The sequence below is a fragment of the Chitinophagaceae bacterium genome, from assembly GCA_016717285.1.
GTDB lineage: Bacteria > Bacteroidota > Bacteroidia > Chitinophagales > UBA10324 > JACCZZ01.
Genome location: JADKFU010000005.1, coordinates 1793221 through 1814397, shown reverse-complemented (window position 1 = coordinate 1814397; position 21177 = coordinate 1793221). Strand labels below are relative to the sequence as shown.

General features: G+C 40.2%; 17 protein-coding genes. 15 read left to right on the top strand and 2 right to left on the bottom strand.

Annotation, left to right across the window (positions count from 1 at the left end):
* Window positions 1-132: 132 nt before the first annotated feature.
* The 10 genes from IPO83_17120 to IPO83_17075 all read left to right on the top strand — a co-directional run bounded on the left by IPO83_17120 (window position 133) and on the right by IPO83_17075 (window position 11855).
* Complete coding sequence (locus IPO83_17120; GenBank protein MBK9732976.1) at window positions 133-759, top strand: histidine phosphatase family protein; 627 nt, start codon at window positions 133-135, stop codon at window positions 757-759.
* 25 nt (window positions 760-784) lie between these two features.
* Window positions 785-1540, top strand: a complete 756-nt coding sequence (locus tag IPO83_17115; GenBank protein ID MBK9732975.1) for a menaquinone biosynthesis protein — start codon at window positions 785-787, stop codon at window positions 1538-1540.
* 287 nt (window positions 1541-1827) lie between these two features.
* Complete coding sequence (locus IPO83_17110; GenBank protein ID MBK9732974.1) at window positions 1828-4155, top strand: TonB-dependent receptor; 2328 nt, start codon at window positions 1828-1830, stop codon at window positions 4153-4155.
* A 12-nt stretch (window positions 4156-4167) separates the two neighbouring features.
* Window positions 4168-5100, top strand: coding sequence for a DUF4249 domain-containing protein (locus IPO83_17105; protein MBK9732973.1), 933 nt, complete (start codon window positions 4168-4170; stop codon window positions 5098-5100).
* 232 nt (window positions 5101-5332) lie between these two features.
* Window positions 5333-6274 (top strand): thioredoxin-disulfide reductase, encoded by a 942-nt coding sequence (gene trxB, locus IPO83_17100; GenBank protein MBK9732972.1) that lies wholly within the window; start codon window positions 5333-5335, stop codon window positions 6272-6274.
* 203 nt (window positions 6275-6477) lie between these two features.
* Window positions 6478-7047 (top strand): dTDP-4-dehydrorhamnose 3,5-epimerase, encoded by a 570-nt coding sequence (gene rfbC, locus IPO83_17095; GenBank protein ID MBK9732971.1) that lies wholly within the window; start codon window positions 6478-6480, stop codon window positions 7045-7047.
* Window positions 7048-7186: 139 nt separating this feature from the next.
* On the top strand, window positions 7187-8137 hold the full coding sequence (locus IPO83_17090) for an SDR family oxidoreductase (GenBank protein ID MBK9732970.1): 951 nt from the start codon (window positions 7187-7189) through the stop codon (window positions 8135-8137).
* A gap of 136 nt (window positions 8138-8273) precedes the next feature.
* Window positions 8274-9134, top strand: coding sequence for a dTDP-4-dehydrorhamnose reductase (gene rfbD / locus IPO83_17085; GenBank protein ID MBK9732969.1), 861 nt, complete (start codon window positions 8274-8276; stop codon window positions 9132-9134).
* Between the two features lie 31 nt (window positions 9135-9165).
* Window positions 9166-10278: a DUF1972 domain-containing protein gene (locus IPO83_17080; protein ID MBK9732968.1), complete on the top strand. Its 1113-nt coding sequence runs from the start codon at window positions 9166-9168 to the stop codon at window positions 10276-10278.
* A gap of 380 nt (window positions 10279-10658) precedes the next feature.
* The gene (locus IPO83_17075) at window positions 10659-11855 is read left to right on the top strand and encodes an aspartyl protease family protein (GenBank protein MBK9732967.1); all 1197 of its coding nucleotides are present in this window, start codon (window positions 10659-10661) and stop codon (window positions 11853-11855) included.
* 25 nt (window positions 11856-11880) lie between these two features.
* On the opposite strand, the gene IPO83_17070 is transcribed toward IPO83_17075, so the two are convergent.
* The gene (locus tag IPO83_17070; protein MBK9732966.1) at window positions 11881-13164 is read right to left on the bottom strand and encodes a bifunctional folylpolyglutamate synthase/dihydrofolate synthase; all 1284 of its coding nucleotides are present in this window, start codon (window positions 13162-13164) and stop codon (window positions 11881-11883) included.
* A 137-nt stretch (window positions 13165-13301) separates the two neighbouring features.
* On the opposite strand from IPO83_17070, the gene porQ reads away from it, so the two are divergent.
* The 5 genes from porQ to IPO83_17045 all read left to right on the top strand — a co-directional run bounded on the left by porQ (window position 13302) and on the right by IPO83_17045 (window position 18728).
* Window positions 13302-14369 (top strand): type IX secretion system protein PorQ, encoded by a 1068-nt coding sequence (gene porQ / locus IPO83_17065; GenBank protein ID MBK9732965.1) that lies wholly within the window; start codon window positions 13302-13304, stop codon window positions 14367-14369.
* Window positions 14370-14422: 53 nt separating this feature from the next.
* On the top strand, window positions 14423-15106 hold the full coding sequence (locus IPO83_17060; GenBank protein ID MBK9732964.1) for a (d)CMP kinase: 684 nt from the start codon (window positions 14423-14425) through the stop codon (window positions 15104-15106).
* A 25-nt stretch (window positions 15107-15131) separates the two neighbouring features.
* A complete protein-coding gene (locus tag IPO83_17055; GenBank protein ID MBK9732963.1) occupies window positions 15132-16016 on the top strand; it encodes a 4-hydroxy-3-methylbut-2-enyl diphosphate reductase in 885 nt (294 codons plus the stop codon).
* 158 nt (window positions 16017-16174) lie between these two features.
* The gene (gene rpsA / locus IPO83_17050; GenBank protein MBK9732962.1) at window positions 16175-18226 is read left to right on the top strand and encodes a 30S ribosomal protein S1; all 2052 of its coding nucleotides are present in this window, start codon (window positions 16175-16177) and stop codon (window positions 18224-18226) included.
* Between the two features lie 88 nt (window positions 18227-18314).
* Window positions 18315-18728 (top strand): EVE domain-containing protein, encoded by a 414-nt coding sequence (locus IPO83_17045; GenBank protein ID MBK9732961.1) that lies wholly within the window; start codon window positions 18315-18317, stop codon window positions 18726-18728.
* 1261 nt (window positions 18729-19989) lie between these two features.
* Here the strand turns inward: IPO83_17045 and IPO83_17040 are convergent.
* Window positions 19990-21159, bottom strand: coding sequence for a tetratricopeptide repeat protein (locus IPO83_17040; GenBank protein ID MBK9732960.1), 1170 nt, complete (start codon window positions 21157-21159; stop codon window positions 19990-19992).
* Between the last annotated feature and the right edge of the window lie 18 nt (window positions 21160-21177).

The window sequence follows — 21177 nt, the reverse complement described above, 5'->3', positions numbered from 1 at the left end:
TATAATAATGAATAGTCAACATGCTTCGACGTTTTCCGATTCGAAGCAGCAAACACTGAGCGATTGGAAGGGTGTGTGCTTGGCATAAAGTCTTCACTATTTCAAAACACGTTCTTAAACATTGTGTAAATATTGAAAAGAGAAATATTTATTGTCCGGCATGGTGAAACAGATTTTAACCTGCAGGGAATTGTGCAGGGCAGAGGCGTTGATCCTTCGTTAAATGATACAGGAAGAAAACAAGCAGCACAATTTTTTGAGCGATATAAGAACGAGGCTTTTGATGTTATCTATACTTCTTCTCTTAGACGTACGCATGAATCTGTTAAAGGATTTATATCAAAGGGAATAGAATGGAAGCAATTTTCTGAACTGGATGAAATAAGCTGGGGCATCTTTGAAGGTAAACGTGCAGCTAACGAATTTAAAATTTTATACCGTGAGCTGATTGAAAGCTGGAACATGGGAAATCTGGATGCTAAAGCACCCGAAGGTGAAAGTCCGAAAGAAGTTCAACTGCGACAAATGGTTTTTCTGAATTTCTTTCAGCAGCAAACGCATAAAAAAACCCTCGTCTGCATGCATGGCCGTGCGATGCGGATTTTTCTGCCAACACTTTTACAGCAGTCATTGCTGACGATGGATGAATTTCCCCATCATAACCTCACACTTTACAAACTGAATTATGAGGAGGAGAAATTTAAAGTTGAACTCTTTAACAACATGGATCATTTGCATTATTCAGATGGAGCCGCATAATTTCAAGAACTGATAACAGAACAGGATGGAGAAAATTAATGTAACGGCAGTTTCCTATTTAAATACTAAACCATTTTTGTTCGGACTGGAGCAAAGTGGAATCATGAAGAAGATCAACCTGGTGAAGGAAACGCCTGCTTTGGTTGCTGAAAGCTTAATCTCAGGAAAAGCAACCATTGGCCTCTTACCCGTTGCCGTGATCCAGGAAATTTCGGGTGCGCAAATCATCTCCGACTTTGGAATTGCCTGTAACGGAGCCGTTGGTTCTGTTTGCATCTACTCGCAGGTTCCTTTAATTGAGATCAACACTATTTTTCTCGATTACCAGTCGCGCACTTCTGTGGAATTGGCAAAAATCCTGATACGGGATTTCTGGAAAATAAATCCGGAATTCAAAAAATCAACCAAAGGATATGAATCCGAAATCAGGAACAATGTAGCAGGGCTCATTATAGGCGACCGCGCTTTGCAATTAAAATCACATTTTGCTTATTGCTATGATCTTGGGGAAGCATGGAAAGAATTTACGGGCTTGCCATTTGTGTTTGCAAGTTGGGTGACGAACGAATCACTGCCATCGGAATTTTTAAAACCATTTAATGCTGCCCTTCAGTTTGGGGTGGATCATATTAAGATGGTGGCCGACAGTAACCAGCCGGACTATCCTGGCATTGATACACTTGATTACCTCAGCAATAAGATTCAATATCAGCTTACCGCAGAAATGAAAAAGGGGATGCAACTATTCCTCGAAGAATTAAAAAGTATAGCTGCAATCTGAGCGTTACATAAAACGTCAACCCTTTAATGGCAGAATTATTTTTTGAAAAAACCAGAAGCTGCAATTTAATTGATAGAGTGCTGTTATGGTCATCCGAATAGTTTTACTGGCCTCACTTTTGAACATTCCGCTTAACCCATTTAACTTTGCTTCGATTTATTAAACCTGCTCCCTCCCAAATTGTGATTAAAACAGAAATTAGAATGTACTTCCTGAAGTGGAGTTTAGTTAATAGCAGGTCATCCCAGACTCTCATTAATTGGCAATTGATTTTTCCCTCGCTGTTAATGCTGGTCCTGTTTTCAATTCCATTAAAGGCCCAACAGAAGGTAACCCTGAGCGGCTATGTTAAAGAAGCTGCTACCGGCGAAACCCTGATAGGAGCAACGATAGGTGTTAAAGGAACCAGCAATGGAACATCAAGTAACGATTACGGATTTTATTCGTTTTCTATAGCTCCTGGAATTTATACGTTCGTGTTTAGCTATCTCGGTTTTGAAGAAATTGATACCACAGTTACCTTATCACAGGATCTGCGAATAAACATTAACATGAAAACGGCAGTAAACCAGCTTCAGGAGATTACGGTGGAGGCCTCCGATACGAAAGACGAAAACATAAGAAGTTCCCAGATGGGAAAGTTTGATCTTTCCATGGATAAAATCAAAACATTACCGGTCATCTTCGGTGAGCAGGATATTCTGAAAACAATACAATTGCTGCCCGGTATACAGGGCGGCGGAGAAGGTTCGTCCGGTTTTTATGTGCGTGGCGGAGGACCGGACCAGAATCTGATACTCCTTGATGAAGCAACTGTATACAATGCATCGCATCTGTTCGGATTCTTTTCAGTGTTTAATTCTGATGCCATACAAAACACCACACTATATAAAGAAGGCATGCCAGCGGAATATGGCGGACGAATTTCGTCGGTGCTTGACATTTCAATGAAGGACGGAAACAATCAGGCTTTTTCCGGATCAGGTGGCATAGGTGCTATCGCATCGCGGCTTACCTTGGAAGGTCCTATCGTGAAAGGAAAAAGTTCATTTATCGTTTCCGGCAGGCGGACCTATATTGATGTGATCACAAAGCCCTTTATTACCAACTCGGAATTTGCAGGGTCTACTTACTATTTCTATGATCTGAATGCAAAAGCCAATTATAATTTTTCAGATAAAGACCGCTTGTATCTGAGTGGTTATTTTGGTCGTGACGTTTTTGCCTATAAAAGTGATGACATTAACCTATCTATTCCATGGGGAAATGCAACAGCTACCTTGCGCTGGAATCATTTGTTCAACAACAAATTATTTATGAATGCATCGGTGATTTATCAGGATTATCACTTTGAACTTTTAGCCAATCAAAACCTCTTTGAATTTTCTCTCTTCTCAGGTATTCGTGATTTTAATACCAAAGTAGACTTTGACTTTTTTCCAAATGTGCGGCACCAGGTTAAGTTTGGTGTAAATTATATCTATCATAATTTTCAGCCCAGCAGCGTTTCGGGAAAAAGCGGTGATGTGGAGTTTAATCCTGAAGGCATTCAGCATCTCTTTGCGCACGAAGCCGCAACATATGTTCAGGATCAGTTTGATATCTCTGAAAATTTTCAGTTAACCGGCGGCATCCGATTCTCCTACTTTGAACAGATTGGACCTTATAAGCAGCTAATTTATAATGATTTTACAGGCGCACTGGAAGATAGTATCGTTTACAAATCAGGTGAACATATCAAAACATATGGTGGCATCGAGCCACGGTTAATGGGAAGGTTTGCACTGAACAGATCCTCTTCACTCAAAGCAGCATTTACAATCAACAATCAATACGTTCATCTTGTAACAAACAACGGTACCACACTGCCCACCGATGTTTGGGTGCCAAGTTCCACATTGGTAAAACCACAGATTGGTTATCAATATTCTTTAGGCTATTTCAAAAACTTTAAGGACAATGCTTTTGAAACTTCTGTAGAAGTGTATTATAAGCAGTTAAAAAATCAGATTGAATATCGCGAGGGATATACGCCGTCGCCGAATGAAGTGCTTGAGGAGAGTTTCGTTTTCGGTGAGGGCAGTTCGTATGGGATAGAGCTTTTCATCAATAAAAAGTATGGTGACTTTACCGGCTGGGTGGGATACACACTGGCATTCACAGACCGTACGTTCGCGGATCTGAATAATGGCGAAACCTTTCCGTATAAATATGACAGGCGCAACAATGTATCTGTAGTTGGTTCTTACAGGATAAATGAGCACTGGACTTTAGGAGCAACTTTCGTTTTTCAAACCGGAATCGCTTTTACATTGCCTGATTCAAAATATTTTATTGAAGGAAATATCCTGACACATTACAGCGGCATCAATGACATCCGTTTGCCTTCTTATCACAGGATGGATATCGCAGCCACCTACGAAGGAAGAAAAGACAGGAAGTTTCAATCAGGTTGGAGCTTTTCAATTTATAATGTGTACAACAGGGCCAACCCTTATTTTGTATACACGACATACGATGGTACTTTTTTACAGGATGAACAAATTACGATTCAGGCAAAGCAGGTGAGCCTGTTTCCGATTATTCCTTCAATTACCTGGAACTTTAAGTTTTGAAAACAAAATGATATGATTGATCAGTCTGAAAATAACACCATCAAAAAAGTCAACAGCATTCAACCTTTCCTTTCGGGAATGATCAAAGGGTTGACATTGCCATTGTTTTTATTTTCGATGGTGCTAATGAGTTCCTGTGAGAAAGATATTAATATCAATCTTCCGCCATCAGAAGAACAATTGGTAGTGGAAGGCTACATAGAAACAGGTTTACCTCCCTATCTTTTGCTTACGAAAACAACAGATTACTATTCCACTTTTTATCTCGATTCATTAGGAAGCCTATTTGTGCATGATGCTATTGTAAAGGTTTCTGATGGCACTAATACTATCACGCTTACAGAATTTTCTATAGATACATTTGGAAGTTCCATATCCGCTTACGTGGGATTTGGAATGGTAGGAGAAGTCGGGAAAACATACACGCTCACTATTGAAGCAGAAGGCAAAACCGTTACTTCCATCACCACCATTCCTCAGGTATATCCGCTTGATTCAATCTGGTATGAACCTGATAACGATGAAACCAACGATTCCCTTGTAAAGCTGATGTGCAGGTATGCCGATCCTCCTCAATTGGGGCAGTATGTCAGGTACTTTACTGAAGTAAATAATCAAGGTTTTTTTCCGGGTTATAATTCGGTATTTGAAGATAACCTCATCAACGGAACCACTTTCGATTTTCCGCTCGACAGAGGTGTAAGCAGAAATGATTCGGCCGCCTTTGATAATTATGGACTATTCAAAAAGGGCGACACCATCACTGTAAAATGGTCAGGCATTGATCGTGCAACTTTTGATTTTTGGAGAACCATGGAGTTTGAATTAGGCGGACAAGGAAGTCCATTTGCGGCTCCTGTAATTATTCAAACCAATATAACGGGCGGACAGGGTGTGTGGAATGGTTATTCTTCTTCTTTCAAAACGCTTATTGTTCCAGAGTAATCAGGATTGCTTCTGAAGAAATTCAATGGTAGGAGATTTTAATTGTTGACAAGGAAAATCCCCGGAGTGGCAACCGTATGGTAGAAAAAAGCCCGTAAGGGTGACATTTTTGTTTTAATTGGCCACATTCCCGATTGTGGATTCTTTTTCCAATTCAAATTCCTGTTGAAACTTTTATTTGATGATTTTTGTCTTTCATCATGATTTCTATTTATAAATTTCAAAAGAACAAATGACTGATTCAAAAATTCATCATTGCGTGATTGTTGGTTCCGGGCCGGCCGGATATACCGCCGCCATTTATGCTTCGCGTGCAAATCTGTATCCTGTCATGTACCAGGGCATTGAGCCTGGCGGACAATTGATGCTTACAACAGAGGTAGAGAATTATCCTGGTTATCCAAAAGGAATTCAAGGTCCGGAGATGATGGAAGAATTCCGACAACAGGCGGAGAGGATGGGAACAGATATAAGATTCGGTTACATCAGCAAGGTGGATTTCACCGGACCCATTCATAAATTATTTCTTGACTCGGGAGAAGAAATACAGGCTTACACTGTAATTATATCAACAGGTGCAACTGCCAAATGGCTGGGATTACCATCTGAACAAAGGCTCAATGGAAGTGGTGTTTCCGCTTGTGCAGTGTGTGATGGATTTTTCTATAAAGGGCAGGAACTCGCCATCGTTGGTGCAGGAGATACGGCTTGCGAAGAAGCTTTATACCTGTCGAAGCTTTCCCCAATGGTTCACATGTTAGTGAGAAGCGAAAAAATGCGCGCTTCAGCTGTAATGCAGGAACGTGTGATGATCAATCCAAAAATAAAAGTGTATTGGAATACTGAAACTTTAGAGGTTTTAGGAGATAAACTGGTGGATGGAGTTCGGGTAAAAAATAAAACCACCGGTGAAACACATGATATTCCTGTAAAAGGTTTTTTTGTTGCTATTGGTCATGAACCCAATTCAGGTCCATTCAAAGATTTTATTGAAACTGATGAACAAGGTTATATCAAAACCATTTCAGGTTCTGCCAAAACAAATATTGCGGGAGTTTTTGCTGCCGGTGATGTGCAGGATAAAAATTATCGCCAGGCAGTAACTGCTGCAGGTTCCGGTTGTATGGCAGCGCTGGATGCTGAAAGGTATCTATCTTCTATTGGTATTCACTGATCTTTCAGAAGCTTTATTTACAAAGCACCCGAAATAAGAGCATTGTGGTAGTACATTGTCAGTGGATGATTTCATATTGTAAGTATTGCTACTAACATACTGTCGTTGGTAATTCCGCAGGCACAAAATGTTTCATCATTCGGATTTCTTATCGTTTCGTTTATCTTTGCGCCGTCTTAAAAAAAGCCCTCAACAACCAACGAATGAAGATCGAAATTGAATCAAAACACCTCAGCGACGGGGTGGTGGTTTTAAAACCCGAAGTGTTTAAAGATGAGCGCGGTTTCTTTATGGAAACCTTCAGAATGGACCAATTTAAGGAAATGGGACTGCCTACGGATTTCGTACAGCATAATCACAGTGGTTCAGTGAAAGATGTCGTTCGCGGATTGCACTTTCAATGGGAGCCTGGCATGGGAAAGTTGATGCGTGTTCCTGTCGGAGCAGCTTTCCTGGTGGCTGTTGACATTCGTAAAGGTTCACCCACATTCGGAAAATGGTATGGTCGTGAAGTTTCTTCCGAAAATAAACTGATGATCTATGCACCGCCAAGCTTTGCGCGTGGATTTGCTGTATTAAGTGATTATGCAGAAATTCAATACATCTGTTCAGGTATGTACAACAACAAAGCAGAAAGCGGCATTCGTTGGAACGATCCTGCAATCGGCGTTGAATGGCCGGTTAAAGAACCGATTCTTTCAAAGAAAGATGAGATCGCACAGACATTGGCAGAATGGAATGCCCGTCCGGAATCAGATTTCTTTAAGTATTAAAAGGATGCTGAACTTTGGCGGGGTTTGTAAGCTGCTGTCATAAAAAACTTAATTGAAATGAACCCTGCCAAAGTTTACTTCATTGAAGACAGAAAAAATTATAAAAATTAAACTAATTAACTTCTAAACAACAATAACGATGAAAATTCTCATTGCAGGCGGAGCAGGTTACATTGGTTCTGCGCTTATTCCAAAAGTACTTGACAGAGGATATGAAGTGGATGTAGTGGATTTACTCTGGTTTGGAAACAACCTTCCCAAAGAAGTGAAGGTGATCCAGAAAGACATTTTTGATCTTACAGAAAAAGAACTGGAAGGTTATGATGAAGTGGTGTTTCTTGCCGGCCTTTCGAACGATCCGATGGCCGAATTTTCTCCGGCCAAGAATTTTGTCAGCAATGCTTCATCACCTGCTTACCTCGCATACATCGCAAAACGTGCAGGCGTAAAACGGTTCATCTATGCAGGTTCCTGCTCAGTGTACGGTTACACGGTGAATGAATTGTATGATGAAAGTTCTCCCGCTGTTTCCAACTATCCTTATGGAATTTCGAAACTTCAGGGTGAGCAGGCTGTCATTCAGATGAGTGATAAAAACTTCTCAGTTATCGCATTCCGCCAGGGCACGGTGAGCGGTTACAGTCCACGCATGCGTTTGGATCTTATCGTGAATACGATGTTTAAAACTGCTGTAGCTACCGGCGAAATCATTATTAATAATCCGAGTATCTGGCGCCCGATCCTCGCTTTGCAGGACGCAACAAGCGCTTATATCAGGGCCATTGAATCGGCAGCAGAAATTTCCGGCATCTTCAATATTGCTTCGGGAAATTATACAGTTGGAGAGGTGGCTGATTTTGTGAAAGAAGCGGTGGATACCAAAATGAATAAGAAGATCAAGTTGAATATTAAGAATGTTCAGGATTTTCGCAATTACAAAGTAACCAGCGAAAAGGCAACGAACATGCTCAGCTTTAAACCCACTCACAGCGTAGAATCTATCCTTGATGAGTTAGTACACAACTACGACAAGTTCAAGGATTTTGATAACCCTAACTACTACAATATCCAGATCTTCAAAAAAATCTGATCGGGTTTTCAATCTCTTAACTGAAATGATTGTCGCTATCGGATTTGAAATAATCCTGTATTCCTTCAATCCTAAAAATTCCGGCCAATTGGATTCGTAGTAATCCTATCATCCTTCAATCCTAAAAATCCTAGTCATGAAAGTAGCAGTAATAGGAGCCAACGGCCAACTCGGCACCGACGTATGCGAAGTGTTCGCTTCAAAGCATGAAATAGTGCCGTTGACGCACCAGGATATTGAGATTGGCGACATTGACAACGTAAAGAAAGTGCTCAGTGAGATCAAAGCGGATGCTGTGATCTGTACTGCTGCTGCGCACAACGTTCCAAAATGCGAAACGGAACCTGACAACGCTTTTAAAATTAATGGCATTGGTTCACTTAATCTGGCTAAAGTTTCCAGTGAGCTTGGATGTAAACTGGTGCAATATTCAACCGACTATGTTTTTGATGGAAGAAAGATGAAACCGTATGTTGAATCTGATGCCGTCTTCCCGCAAAGTGTTTATGCCATTACGAAATATGCTGGCGAGCAATTTATTCTGAATTACTCCACTAATCATTTTGTGCTTCGCGTATCCGGAATTTACGGTAAGATTCCCTGTCGCGCCAAAGGAGGAAATTTTATTTCTACGATGGTGAAGCTGTCGAAAGAAAAACCTGAAGTAAGAGTAGTAAATGATGAAATACTCACACCTACACCGACAAGAGAAATTGCTAAAAACACTTTGTCGCTGATTGAAACGGAAGCGTACGGCTTGTATCACATGACTTGCGAAGGTGAAGTTTCCTGGTACGAATTTGCACGCACTATTTTCGACACATTGCAATTAAAAACACCGTTGTTTGAAGCAAGCGTGAAGGATTTTCCATTGGTGGTGAAGCGTCCTTTTTATTCCGTTTTGGAAAATCAGCAATTGAAAAAAATCAACCTCAATCAAATGCCGAACTGGAAAGATGCATTGATTGATTTCCTGAAAGAAAATTATCAGTCGTAATAATTCATAGAGCAGAACTGTCAGATCAAGCATGAAAATAGCAATACTCGGCACAAGAGGAATTCCTTCAGGTTACAGTGGTTATGAAGCATTTGCTGAAGAACTGGGCGTGCGGTTGGTAGATCGCGGACACGAAGTAACTGTGTATGCTCATAAAAATATGTTCACGGATTTTCAACCGGAATACCGGGGCATCAAGTTGAAATATATTCCTTCTATGAAAGGAAAAAACACTTCTCAATTCTCACATTCTTTTCTTTCAACCTGGAAAGTCATTTTTTCAAATACAGATGTTGTATTGTTTTGCAATGCGGCGAATGGTCCATGGGGACTGTTGTTAAGCATGTTCGGAAAACGCAACTGCATCAACGTAGATGGATTAGAATGGATGCGCCCCAAATGGAGCAATGCCGGCAAGAAATATTTTTATTTTGGTGCATGGTGTGCTACTAAATTCTTCAACGTAGTCATAACTGATGCTAAAGGCATGCAGGATTATTACAAGAAAGAATTCAATTGCGATTCTACAGATATTGCCTATGGAGCTGATCTGAAATATGCGGAGAATCCTGATTCCATTCGCAAACTCGGACTGGAACCTTATAATTATTACCTCATAGCTTCCCGCCTCGTGCCCGATAACAATGCGGATATTATTGTAAAAGCTTTCCTGAAATCCAATTCAAAAAGAGTGCTTGCCATTGCCGGCGGAACCGTTTATAAAAACCCGTTTGAAGAAGAGCTGCGTGCAATTGCAGATCCTGACAGGGTAAAATTTCTTGGTCACATTAACGACAGCACACTCATCAAAGAGTTACATGCCAACGCGTATGCCTATACGCATGGCCACGAATTCGGCGGCACCAATCCCGCCTTGCTCAAAGGCCTTGCTTATGGTAATTGTGTAATTGCATTGGACACCGTATTCAATCGTGAAGTGTTGAAGGACGGTGAGTATGGCGTTCTTTATAAAAAGGATGTTGCTGATCTTGCAGAGAAGATCAACATGATTGATGCTGACGAAAAACTTGCGCAATCATATAGAGACAAATCACGCAATCGTATTACAGAACGTTATACCTGGGAACACATCACTGATCAATATGTGGAGGTGTTTGAGAAGTTGCTTAATAAGCGCAAGTGATCATTGTTTGTAAACTGAGTTCAGTGGGTGATTGCTCAATTGTTTAATTGCTATATGGTTAAATTGTTGCGGCGAAGCCGGACAGCAGGCAGACAAGCCAATCCTCAACTTCATACTAATCTTGTAAACCTGTTCCAATTAAACCTGTCATTGTCCGAAGGACTCTTAGAGCGATCCGCCCTCCAAAAACTTCCACTTGTCATACTGTTACAGCTAATTAAACTCAGGCACTAAGCTTCGCAGAATCCTCCAACTACCATACATCCAACTATAGACCTTATGTTTGCGTCTACTCACTGATTATGGTGCAACCTGCCAGATTCTTATGCTATGTAAATATTTTCTCACGTCGAATCGCTCGATCAATCGTCTTTATTTGCTTGTTATTATTGATGTTTGCAACAGGTGCAATTGCACAGCCTTATCTTCATTTTTCCAGGAATCAAAAACACATTTCCATTGCCTATAAATTCTACCGCAACCTCATAGTAATTCCTGTTAAGTTAAATGGAAAAGGTCCGTATAATTTTGTGCTCGACACAGGTGTGGGCGTTCTCACCATTACAGATCCGGCAATCAAGGATGCGCTGAGATTGCAGACAGGAAAAAAATTATTGATCAGCGGTCTGGGAGAAAAGGAAGGCGTAAATGCATTTACAGTAAGCGGCGTTTCTGTTTCCATGCCAGGACTTGAAAGTCTCCCCATGACAGGTGTGGTGTTTGAAGAAGATCCGTTCTTTCTCTCTACCTACCTCGGAGTAAAAATCACCGGCATTATTGGTTATGAATTCTTCAGCAGTTTTGTTGTCAAAATAAATTATGGAGAAAGAATTCTGACACTGTACGATTACAATCATTTTAAACCCTCAGAAAAGTATGAATCATTGCCGATAGAAATCCGCTCGAATAAACCATTCATAAAAGCGTCCTGTTCACTCAATAATGAAGATATTCCACTTGACCTGCTGCTGGATACAGGTGCAGGATTTCCACTTTCATTGCAAAGTAATTCTGACAAGCGGATTAAGATTCCTGAACGACATCTTGAAACGCAACTGGGACTTGGTTTAAATGGAATCATTAATGGAAGTCTTGCCCGCACCAATGAAGTAAGAATTGGGACATTCAATTTTTTCCAGGTAATAACTTCGTTTCCTGATTATAACAATTGGGAAAGCAAGGCCGAATCGGGCAAGCGAAACGGAAGCATCGGAAATTTTATCCTGAAAAGATTTTCTGTGATCCTCGATTATAACAACAGGAAATTATACCTGAAGCCCAATTCAAAATTTAAAGAACCATTTGAATACGATCGTGTAGGAATTGAAGTGGTAGGTGGGGGTGAAGCTTACAACCGGTTTATTATATTCCAGGTGAAACCAAATTCACCTGCAGCCGAAGCCGGCATTCAACCCGACGATGAATTGGTAGAAGTTAATTTCGTCCCGGTAAAAAATATGGAGCTGGGAAATATTGACCACCTCTTCAGTGATCCCGGAGCGAAAAGCATCATGCTTAAAATTATTCGCGGGGAAGAATTCAGGTACATCCTGTTAAGAATGCATGACCTGATTTGATGAATAAGGTAGAAACACATTTAGTCTAAATTACTTCTGCCACCACAAACGTGCTTCCCCCAACATAAATAATATCTTCTACAGATGCATTCTTTTTAGCGGCTTCAAATGCTGCTGCAACAGAAGCATAACTTATTCCATTCAATCCAAATTCGATTGCCGCAGCTTGCAAAGCTTCCGTTTCCAATCCTCTGGGTATATCAGGTTTGCAGAAGTAATAAATGGCCTTATCAGGAAAAAGCGACAGTATTTTCCGGATGTCTTTTTCACGGACGAAACCTATCACGATGTGCAAATTTTTGAATGAATAATTTTTCAATTGTTGAATGGAATGATTGATTCCTGCTTCATTATGCGCAACATCAGCAATTATTAACGGAGCAGTGGAAAGAATTTCCCAGCGACCACTCAGACCGGTGAGTTGCTTCACCATTCCAAGCGCAGCGACGCACTTTTGCATTTCTAAAATGAAACCTTGTTCTATCAATAATCTTTGCGCTTCAAGTGCAGTGAGTATATTTTTTTCCTGGTAAGCACCCATTAAATCCAATTCAATTTGCCATTGTTGCTGGTGGTGACCTTCAATGTTCATCAATAATGATTGCGCATTGTATTTTGAACCCGTCACTTTCCAATGGTCGCCGGCAAAGCTTAGCGGAGCACTTTTTTCCGCAGCAGTTTTAATGAATACAGCGTCTGTTTCCATGGAATGTTCTCCGATTACCACAGGAATATTATGTTTGATAATTCCCGCTTTTTCAACCGCAATCTTTTGCAATGTTTCACCTAACAAATCCATATGATCGTAACTCACGTTCGTAATTACAGAAAGGAGAGGAGTGATCACATTCGTGGAATCCAGTCTGCCACCAAGTCCTGTTTCAATCACAGCAATATCAACTTGCTCTTTTCTGAAGTAGTCAAATGCCAGCCCGACAGTCCACTCAAAAAAAGAGCAGCCGATCTCTATCACTTTTTCCTGATAAGCATTTACAAAATCAACTACTTCTTTTTCCGGAATCATTACTCCGTTTATCCTTATCCTTTCGCGAAAATCTTTAAGGTGAGGGGAAGTATATAATCCTGTTTTATAACCATTGCTTTGCAACATGGCAGCCAGCATGTGGCTCGTGGAACCCTTTCCGTTCGTTCCGGCAATATGAATACTCCTGAATCCATTTTCAGGATGATCGAGCAATGCACACAATTTTTGAGTATTAATTAAGTCACTTTTGTAAGCAGCTTTCCCAATGCGCGAATACATCGGAAGTTGGGTGTACAGAAATGCGATGGTCTCTTCGTAATTCATTTTGGGCGATCTTCAGCAAAAGTATATTTTTGGAGCATTCAAAATATTGATGTCAAGAGGCCGTTTAACAAAAGTTTAAAAAAAGAACCTATCAGCACTCATTCCCTGAAGTCCGCTTTCAGCCAAATTACCTAACCATGAACAAACACATTACGTCTTCACTGCTTATTGCGTTGTGTCTGCTTTGCATGTCATCGGCTTCATTTTCCCAAACCGGCGGTTCCAATATTTTTCTTTTCATGAATGAAGCGCCTTCCGCACGCATTACTGCCATGGGAGGCACTTTTATTTCTGTTTACGATGAAGATGCTTCAACTGGCTATCAGAATCCAGCATTGCTGAATGCAAGCATGAACAACCGCCTTTCACTCAACTACATGGATTACATCAGTGACATTAAACGAGGATATGCAGGATATGTACACACGGTGCCAAAATGGGAAACTACTTTTAATGGAGGCATTCAATTTGTCAACTATGGTAAGTTTACATCTACTGACCCGATTGGAAATATAACGGGTCAGTTTGATGGTGCTGAATATGCGATTACCATTGGCGCAGGGCGTGAATACATCAATCGCTTTTCCTATGGTGCCAATCTTACTTACATCAGTTCGCGGTTAGAAACTTATCGTTCAAATGGCATGGCACTTACTGTCGCAGGTGCCTATCACGATTCCGCGCAAGGATTTACGGCAACCATACTTTTTAAAAATGTTGGCACGCAGTTTAAAACCTATACTGGTGGTAACAAAGAACCTTTGCCCTTTGATATTCAGGGCGGCGTTTCAAAACGGTTGCAGCACACACCCTTTCTTTTTTCACTTGTATTACATGATTTATATCGCTGGGATCTCAGGTACAACAATCCCAATGAAGACAATCAGAATACTATTCTTATCGATTCTTCACAGCAAGCAGAGGATAAGAAGTATATCGTCGACAACTTTTTTCTTCATACGATAATCGGTACGGAAATTAATTTCGGAAAAAGTTTCCGCATCAGCATCGCATACAATCATCAACGCCGCCAGGAACTTGCAGTTGAATTACGTAAAGGACTTTCCGGCTTCAGCTTTGGCGCCGATGTGCGTATTAACCGTTTTAATATTGGCTACGGAAGAGCTATCTACAATGTAGCAGGAGGCGTCAATCATCTGACACTTGGTGTGAATCTCGACGAATTATTCGGGAAGAAAATGTAATTCTTGTTAATTCTTATTTCTTTAGTCTGCTTTCTTTCTGCTTATTTTGCGACATGCATCCGATTATCATTGCTATTGATGGACCCTCTTCCAGCGGAAAAAGTACACTTGCCAAACATTTAGCCGCCGCACTTCATTACAATTATATTGATTCAGGAGCTTTCTATCGTGCCATTACCGTGTATTTTCATGAACATCAAACAGACTTCAAAAAAAAGCAGGAAGTATCCAATGCCCTGAGGCAAATTACTTTTAATTTTCAGCACGACTTTGAGTGCAACGAATCTCATATTTATCTGAATGGAAGAAATGTAGAAGCAGAAATCAGAGGTATCACCATCGCGAATCTTGTAAGTGAAGTAAGCACCATTCCTGAGGTACGGAGCTTTATTGTTTCAAAACTCAGAATCTATGGAAAAGACAAAGCGGTGGTAATGGATGGCCGCGATATCGGAACCGTCGTATTCCCGGATGCAGAACTAAAGATTTATATGACTGCGGATAAAAAGGTGAGAAGCGAACGGAGATTCAATGAAATGAAGAAAAAGGGATTGAATGTTACAGAATCGCAGATTTCAAAAAACCTTTCGGTGCGCGATCTGTTAGATAGCACCAGGGTAACGGCTCCTTTAAAAAAAGCGGCAGACGCAATTGAACTCGATAATACTTTGCTTTCGGAGCAGGAACAATTCGAACAGATGCTTCAGCTTGCGAAAGAGAAAATCGCATCAGCATGATAGTTACAAGGTTTAAATTTGCACGATGACGGTAACCATTGATCAGAACAGCGGGTTTTGTTTTGGAGTGGTTTATGCCATTCAAATGGCAGAGGACGAACTTGATTCCGGAGCTGAATTATATTGCCTGGGCGACATCGTTCACAATGATGTGGAGGTGAAAAGACTCACCGCAAAAGGATTAAAAATTATCAACCATGAAAACCTTCGTCAGTTACGTGATTGCAAGGTGCTGATCCGTGCGCATGGTGAGCCACCGCAAACATATATCACTGCAATGGAAAACAATATCGAATTACTGGATGCCTCCTGTCCGGTAGTATTGAAATTGCAAAACCGTGTGAAGCTTTCTTACGATAAATTGCTTGACAAAAATGCACAGGTTGTTATTTATGGAATTCCCGGTCATGCGGAAGTGAACGGCCTGATGGGACAAACTGATCAGCAGGGAATTATTGTGACCACAGAAGATGATCTCGATAAACTGGACTATACACGTCCGATTGCTTTCTTTTCTCAAACCACTAAGAGCACAGAAAAATTTTATCATTTCAAAAACCTGATTGAGCAACGTGCGGCTGCTGCAGGAAATGAAGAAATAAAAGCCAACGATACCATTTGCCGGCAGGTTTCTAACCGCGAACCTCAATTGCAAAAATTTGCTGCCCAACATGATGTGATTGTATTCGTTAGTGGAAAGAAAAGCTCTAATGGAAAAGTGCTCTACAATGTTTGCAAATCTGTGAATCCAAAATCCTACTTCGTTTCAGAAGAAAGCGAGCTGCAGGAAGAATGGTTCGAGAATATTTCGTCTGTTGGAATTTGTGGCGCAACCTCCACTCCGTTGTGGCAGATGGAAAAAGTGGCGGAAACTTTAAGGAATGAATTTTCCAAAACGCTCCTGTCTTAGCTGTATATACAGCGCATTTGTTCCTGATAAATAGGAGGGTCTACCTGTCATTTCCCCCAAAACACTTCTTCAAAAATCACCTGATCAATATTTATATAAGAGTTTGCCTTTTTCCGTAATTCCTTTACCTTTGTCGTCCCGTTTAAAAAACACGGGAAATCTCACCTAAAAGGAGGACCCAAAAATTGGAAGAAAACAAAACTGAAATTCCACAAGCAGAAACTACCAACGAAACACAAAATGGAGCAACAACTCCGCAAATTGAAGTACCAGTAGAAGTACAGGCAGAAAAGCCCGCAAAAGTTGAAACATCACACGATGATTTTGACTGGAATGTATCGAAGCGCAACGTCAAGACCTATACACAGGACGAACGCGAAAAATTAGAAGAAATCTACAGCAGCACCTTCGTTACCATCACGGACAATGAAATCCTGAAAGGTACCGTAGTGTCATTAACGCCCACTGATGTGGTGCTGAACATTGGATTCAAATCCGATGGATTGGTGCCGCTTTCAGAATTCCGCGACATGCCTGAACTAAAAGTAGGCGATGAAGTGGAAGTTTTAGTGGTTGAAAAGGAAAATGTGAAAGGTCAGCTTTCACTTTCCCGCAAGAGCGCCAAAATGGAGCGCGCCTGGGAACGGATTGTCAATGGCTACAAAACCGGAGAAATCGTTACCGGAACCATTACCAGCAAAACCAAAGGCGGACTTATAGTTGATCTGTTTGGATTGGAAACTTTCCTCCCTGGTTCTCAAATCGATGTGAAGCCGATCACTGATTATGATTCTTATGTTGGAAAAATGATGGAATTCAAAGTGGTGAAGATCAACGAAACCATTAAGAATGCCGTGGTTTCTCACAAAGCCCTTATTGAAGGTGATCTTGAAAGTCAGCGTCAGGAGATTATTTCCAAGCTGGAAAAGGGTCAGATTCTCGAAGGTACTATCAAGAATATCACTGACTTCGGTGCATTTATCGATCTCGGTGGTTTAGATGGATTGCTTTACATTACCGACATCTCATGGGGACGCATCAGTCATCCGACTGAAGTTTTAAAGCTTAACCAAAAGCTACAGGTGGTAGTATTGGATTACGACGAAGAGAAGAAACGTATCTCTCTTGGTCTGAAACAGTTAACTCCTCAGCCTTGGGATATTCTTGATCCCGCAATAGTAGTAGGGTCAAAAGTAAAAGGCAAGATTGTAAACATTGAAGATTACGGCGCATTCCTTGAAATTCAACCGGGAGTAGAAGGTTTGATTCACGTATCTGAGATTTCGTGGAGTAACACGCCTATCAACTCTAAAGAACACTTTAAAGTAGGTGATGAATACGAAGCAATGGTGGTGACTATGGATCGCGCAGAACGCAAAATGTCATTGAGCCTGAAGCAACTTACTAAAGATCCCTGGAGTGATATTGAGCAGAAATATCCGGTTGGCACACGTACAAAAGGTGTTGTCAAGAACGTCAGCGGATATGGTGTATTTGTAGAATTGGAAGATGGCATTACAGGTTTTGTGCACATCTCTGATCTCTCATGGGTAAAACGCATTCATCATCCGAATGATGTTACCAGGATTGGGAATGATCTCGAAGTTGTGGTGCTTGACATCAATAAGGACGAACGCAAACTTTCGTTAGGTCATAAGCAGGTGGAAGAAGATCCATGGGATACTTTCGAAAGTGTATTCCCAATGGGTTCTGAACACCAGGCAACGGTGATCAAGAAAGATGACAAGGGCGCGATTTTGCTGATGCCTTATGGATTGGAAGCTTTTGCACCAGCCAAGCACCTTAAAAAGGAAAATGGAAAAACGGTGGAAGTGGACGAAACATTGCCTGTAAAAGTGCTCGAATTTGACCGCGGCAATAAGAAGATCATCGTTTCACATGCAAGAGTTTGGGAAGAAAAAGTAGAGAAGGAAAATGAAGATGTGCGTGAAAAGAAAGCGGTGGAACGTAAAGATCAGCGCACTGAGCTGAAGAACATCAACCGGAAAGTGGAGAAATCTACACTCGGTGATCTAGGTGTGCTTTCTGAATTAAAATCGAAGATCGAAAAAGGCAATGCCAAAGCGAAAATAGAATCTGAAGAAGCCGCTGATGCAGAGTTGGAAACTCCTGCAGACGCCGCTCCGGAATCTCCAGTTGCAGAAACGCCTGAAGAAACATTGACTGACCAAAAGCCGGTTGACGAATAATCTTCTCGCAAATAGATAAACCAAAAGTCCTGGCAGTTCGCCGGGACTTTTTTTTACCCCTGAAAACCTCCCGAACGACTTTTCACCTATGAAATACTGGCTTGTTAAATCAGATCCCGAAACCTACGGTTGGGATCATTTAGTGAAGGATAAAAAGACAGATTGGTCCGGCGTAAGAAACTATGCGGCCAGAATTCATTTGAAAGCAATGAAAAAAGGAGATGTGGTTTTGTTTTATCACAGTCAGCAATCACAGGCGATTGTCGGATTGGCAAAAGTTACAAAGCAATTTTTTCAAGATCCAACAACTACAGATGATGCATGGGTTGCTGTTGAAATAGCTGTTTTAAAACCATTAAAAAATCCGGTTACACTTGCTGATATTAAAGCAATTAAGGAGTTGAAAGAATTTCCGTTGGTGAGAATTTCAAGATTATCTGTAATGCCGGTTAGTGATGTTGAGTTTGAAAGGATTTTAAAAATGAGTGGAACAAGTATTTGATTGTTTTGAAGAGGTTTAATCCAGATTCACTATTGGACAATGCTAAACATAACGTTTAATTATAGGCGACTTGTCTTGGCAATTAATGAATTTACTAGACAAAAGTTGCCTATAATGTGAGATACGTTATGTTGAGTAGAAAAAACCGGGGGGATTTTTTATTTTTTTTTTTTAAAAAAAAAAAAATTATTTCCCCGGGGCCCCACCCCCCCCCCCCCCCCTTTTTTTTTTGGGTTTTTTTGCCCGGGGGGGGGGCACCGGGAAATCCGCGGGGGGGGAAAAAAAAGAAAGGGGGGGGAAAAAAAAAAAAAATTCTCAAAAAAAACCAAAAACCCTTTCTTTCTTTTTTTTTTTTTTTTTTTTTTTTTCCTTTTTCCTTTTTTCTTTTTCTTTTTTTTCTCGGGGGGGGGGGGGGGGATTCCTTTTGGGGGAGCCTCTTTTAAATAAATTTATTAGCGGGGGCGGGCGGGGAAGAAACCCCTGGGCCTTGGGGAATTTGGGGGAAAAGATTTTTTTTTTTTTTTTTTTTTTTTTTTTTTTTTTTTTTTGAAAAAAAAAAAAAAAAAAAAAAAAAAAAAAAAAAAAAAAAAAAAAAAAGGAGAAAAAAAAAAAAAATTAATTAAAAAAATTTTTTTTTTCATCCTCTTTTTTTTCTTTGGTAAATTTAGGGCACCCCCCCCTTTCTCCCCCTTTTTTTTTTTTTTTTTTAAATTTTTTTTTTTTTTTGGAAGGGGCCCCCTTTTTTTTTTTTTTTTTTTTTTAAAATAATAAAAATTTTAAAAAATTTTTTTTTTTTTTTATTACAAAAATAAAAAAAAACAATGGATGTTTAATTAATTTGGACTCAAAATTCTACCTTGGTTTTTTAAAAATTTTTCTTTTTTTTTTGTTTATTTTTCAAACCCCAATAACTAATTAAATTTCTCCCCGGGGCGCCCCCCTCTTCTTTTCTTAACAAAAAAAAAGGTTTGGGGGGGGGGTCTTTTTTTAAAGAGGGGGGGTTTTTTTTTTTTTGTGAAAAAAAAAAAAAAAAAACAAACCCCGTGTTGGGGGGAAAAAAAAACCACATTAAAAAAAAGAAGACAATTTATTTAGCTTCGTTGCCTATAATTAATATTATGTTAAGTAAGAATTGTTTGAATCAATTTATCAACTGAACTCAATGAACTGGAACATCTCCTGCTTTTACATTATATACTTGACTGACATAAAAAATCCCGGTCACCAAAACATGACCAGGATTTTTTTTAAGACCACCTATTTACTGTTTGGCAGCATCAATTTCTCCTTTTATCATGGTAAGCTTTTCAGTCATATTTAATCTCGCATACAACTCTTTAAGCGCAATCATAGTGTCCATATCCTTTGCATCCTGCCGGTGTGCATTCTCCAGGTATGGTAAAGATTTTTTGAAGGTCGCATCCCGTTGAACTTTCAACAAGTCATATTGCTTCTGCTGGTTCAGGTCAAGCTTATTCATAGTATTGTTTAACTCAACAGCCTGGTTATAGTACATCGCCCCGAGTCTGTATTGCCCATCAAAATTGTTAGGATCTATGGCAATTGCCTGCTCATAGGTTTTCCTTGCATTTGCAGTATCTTTCTTTTGCTCATAGATATTTGCCAACTGAATATACAAAGGGATAAATTTGGGATCCTTTTGAATCGCATCCTTTAACTTTTTCTCGGCTTCATCATACTTCTTAGAAAAAAGGTAGACATTCAATTCCTGAATCATAAGCCCTTTGTCATTAGGATAAAGCGCTGTTCCTTTCGAAATCACCTCGATTGCTTTGGTAGTATCACCCATTGCCAAATACATTTCTCCCATATTAGTATAAACATCCGGATCCGAAATTCCTTTGTCCAGAAGTGATTTATACAAAATTTCGGCCTCGTTATAATTCTTCAGTTTTGAGGCAGCATGAGCTGCATACAATGTGGATAGCGTATCGGCAATTTTTAGATTGAACGTCTCATTCATGTATTTATACGCATCAGCCGATTGCTTAAAAGAGTTATAGGCCTTCTGATAATCTTTCTCGTTATAGGGTGTAACTCCTTCATTAAAGGAATTCAAGGCACATTCCTGTAACCCTGCAATAATCTGATCCTTGTATTCATTTTTGCCTCCTGCACTTACTTCTATAGATTTCTCATACGACTTGATCGCTTCCGGTAAAGCATCAGGATTTTTCTTTCTGAAAGTAGTGTCGTCGTAAATAGCCAGATAAATACTTCCCCGATAAAACCATGTTTTTGGCCATGTACTGGTTTTAGGATCCAAAATAGCCTGATTGATTGCTGTTTTTGCTTCTTCAAATTGCCCGTACTTAACATAATTCCAGGCGCTAACTACTTGTGATGATTGCGAGAATACTGTTCCGTTAAAAATAATTGTCAGGACGAACATCCAGAGCACTTTTTTCATGAGTCGCGTTTATTGATT

Excerpts from the sequence above, each read along its gene's own strand:
- IPO83_17040 (MBK9732960.1), bottom strand. The coding sequence starts at position 21,159 with ATGAAAAAAGTGCTCTGGATGTTCGTCCTGACAATTATTTTTAACGGA.
- IPO83_17090 (MBK9732970.1), top strand. The coding sequence starts at position 7,187 with ATGAAAATTCTCATTGCAGGCGGAGCAGGTTACATTGGTTCTGCGCTT.
- rfbD (MBK9732969.1), top strand. The coding sequence starts at position 8,274 with ATGAAAGTAGCAGTAATAGGAGCCAACGGCCAACTCGGCACCGACGTA.
- IPO83_17080 (MBK9732968.1), top strand. The coding sequence starts at position 9,166 with ATGAAAATAGCAATACTCGGCACAAGAGGAATTCCTTCAGGTTACAGT.
- trxB (MBK9732972.1), top strand. The coding sequence starts at position 5,333 with ATGACTGATTCAAAAATTCATCATTGCGTGATTGTTGGTTCCGGGCCG.
- IPO83_17060 (MBK9732964.1), top strand. The coding sequence starts at position 14,423 with ATGCATCCGATTATCATTGCTATTGATGGACCCTCTTCCAGCGGAAAA.
- IPO83_17110 (MBK9732974.1), top strand. The coding sequence starts at position 1,828 with ATGCTGGTCCTGTTTTCAATTCCATTAAAGGCCCAACAGAAGGTAACC.
- IPO83_17070 (MBK9732966.1), bottom strand. The coding sequence starts at position 13,164 with ATGAATTACGAAGAGACCATCGCATTTCTGTACACCCAACTTCCGATG.
- porQ (MBK9732965.1), top strand. The coding sequence starts at position 13,302 with ATGAACAAACACATTACGTCTTCACTGCTTATTGCGTTGTGTCTGCTT.
- IPO83_17045 (MBK9732961.1), top strand. The coding sequence starts at position 18,315 with ATGAAATACTGGCTTGTTAAATCAGATCCCGAAACCTACGGTTGGGAT.
- rfbC (MBK9732971.1), top strand. The coding sequence starts at position 6,478 with ATGAAGATCGAAATTGAATCAAAACACCTCAGCGACGGGGTGGTGGTT.
- IPO83_17115 (MBK9732975.1), top strand. The coding sequence starts at position 785 with ATGGAGAAAATTAATGTAACGGCAGTTTCCTATTTAAATACTAAACCA.
- IPO83_17105 (MBK9732973.1), top strand. The coding sequence starts at position 4,168 with ATGATTGATCAGTCTGAAAATAACACCATCAAAAAAGTCAACAGCATT.
- IPO83_17055 (MBK9732963.1), top strand. The coding sequence starts at position 15,132 with ATGACGGTAACCATTGATCAGAACAGCGGGTTTTGTTTTGGAGTGGTT.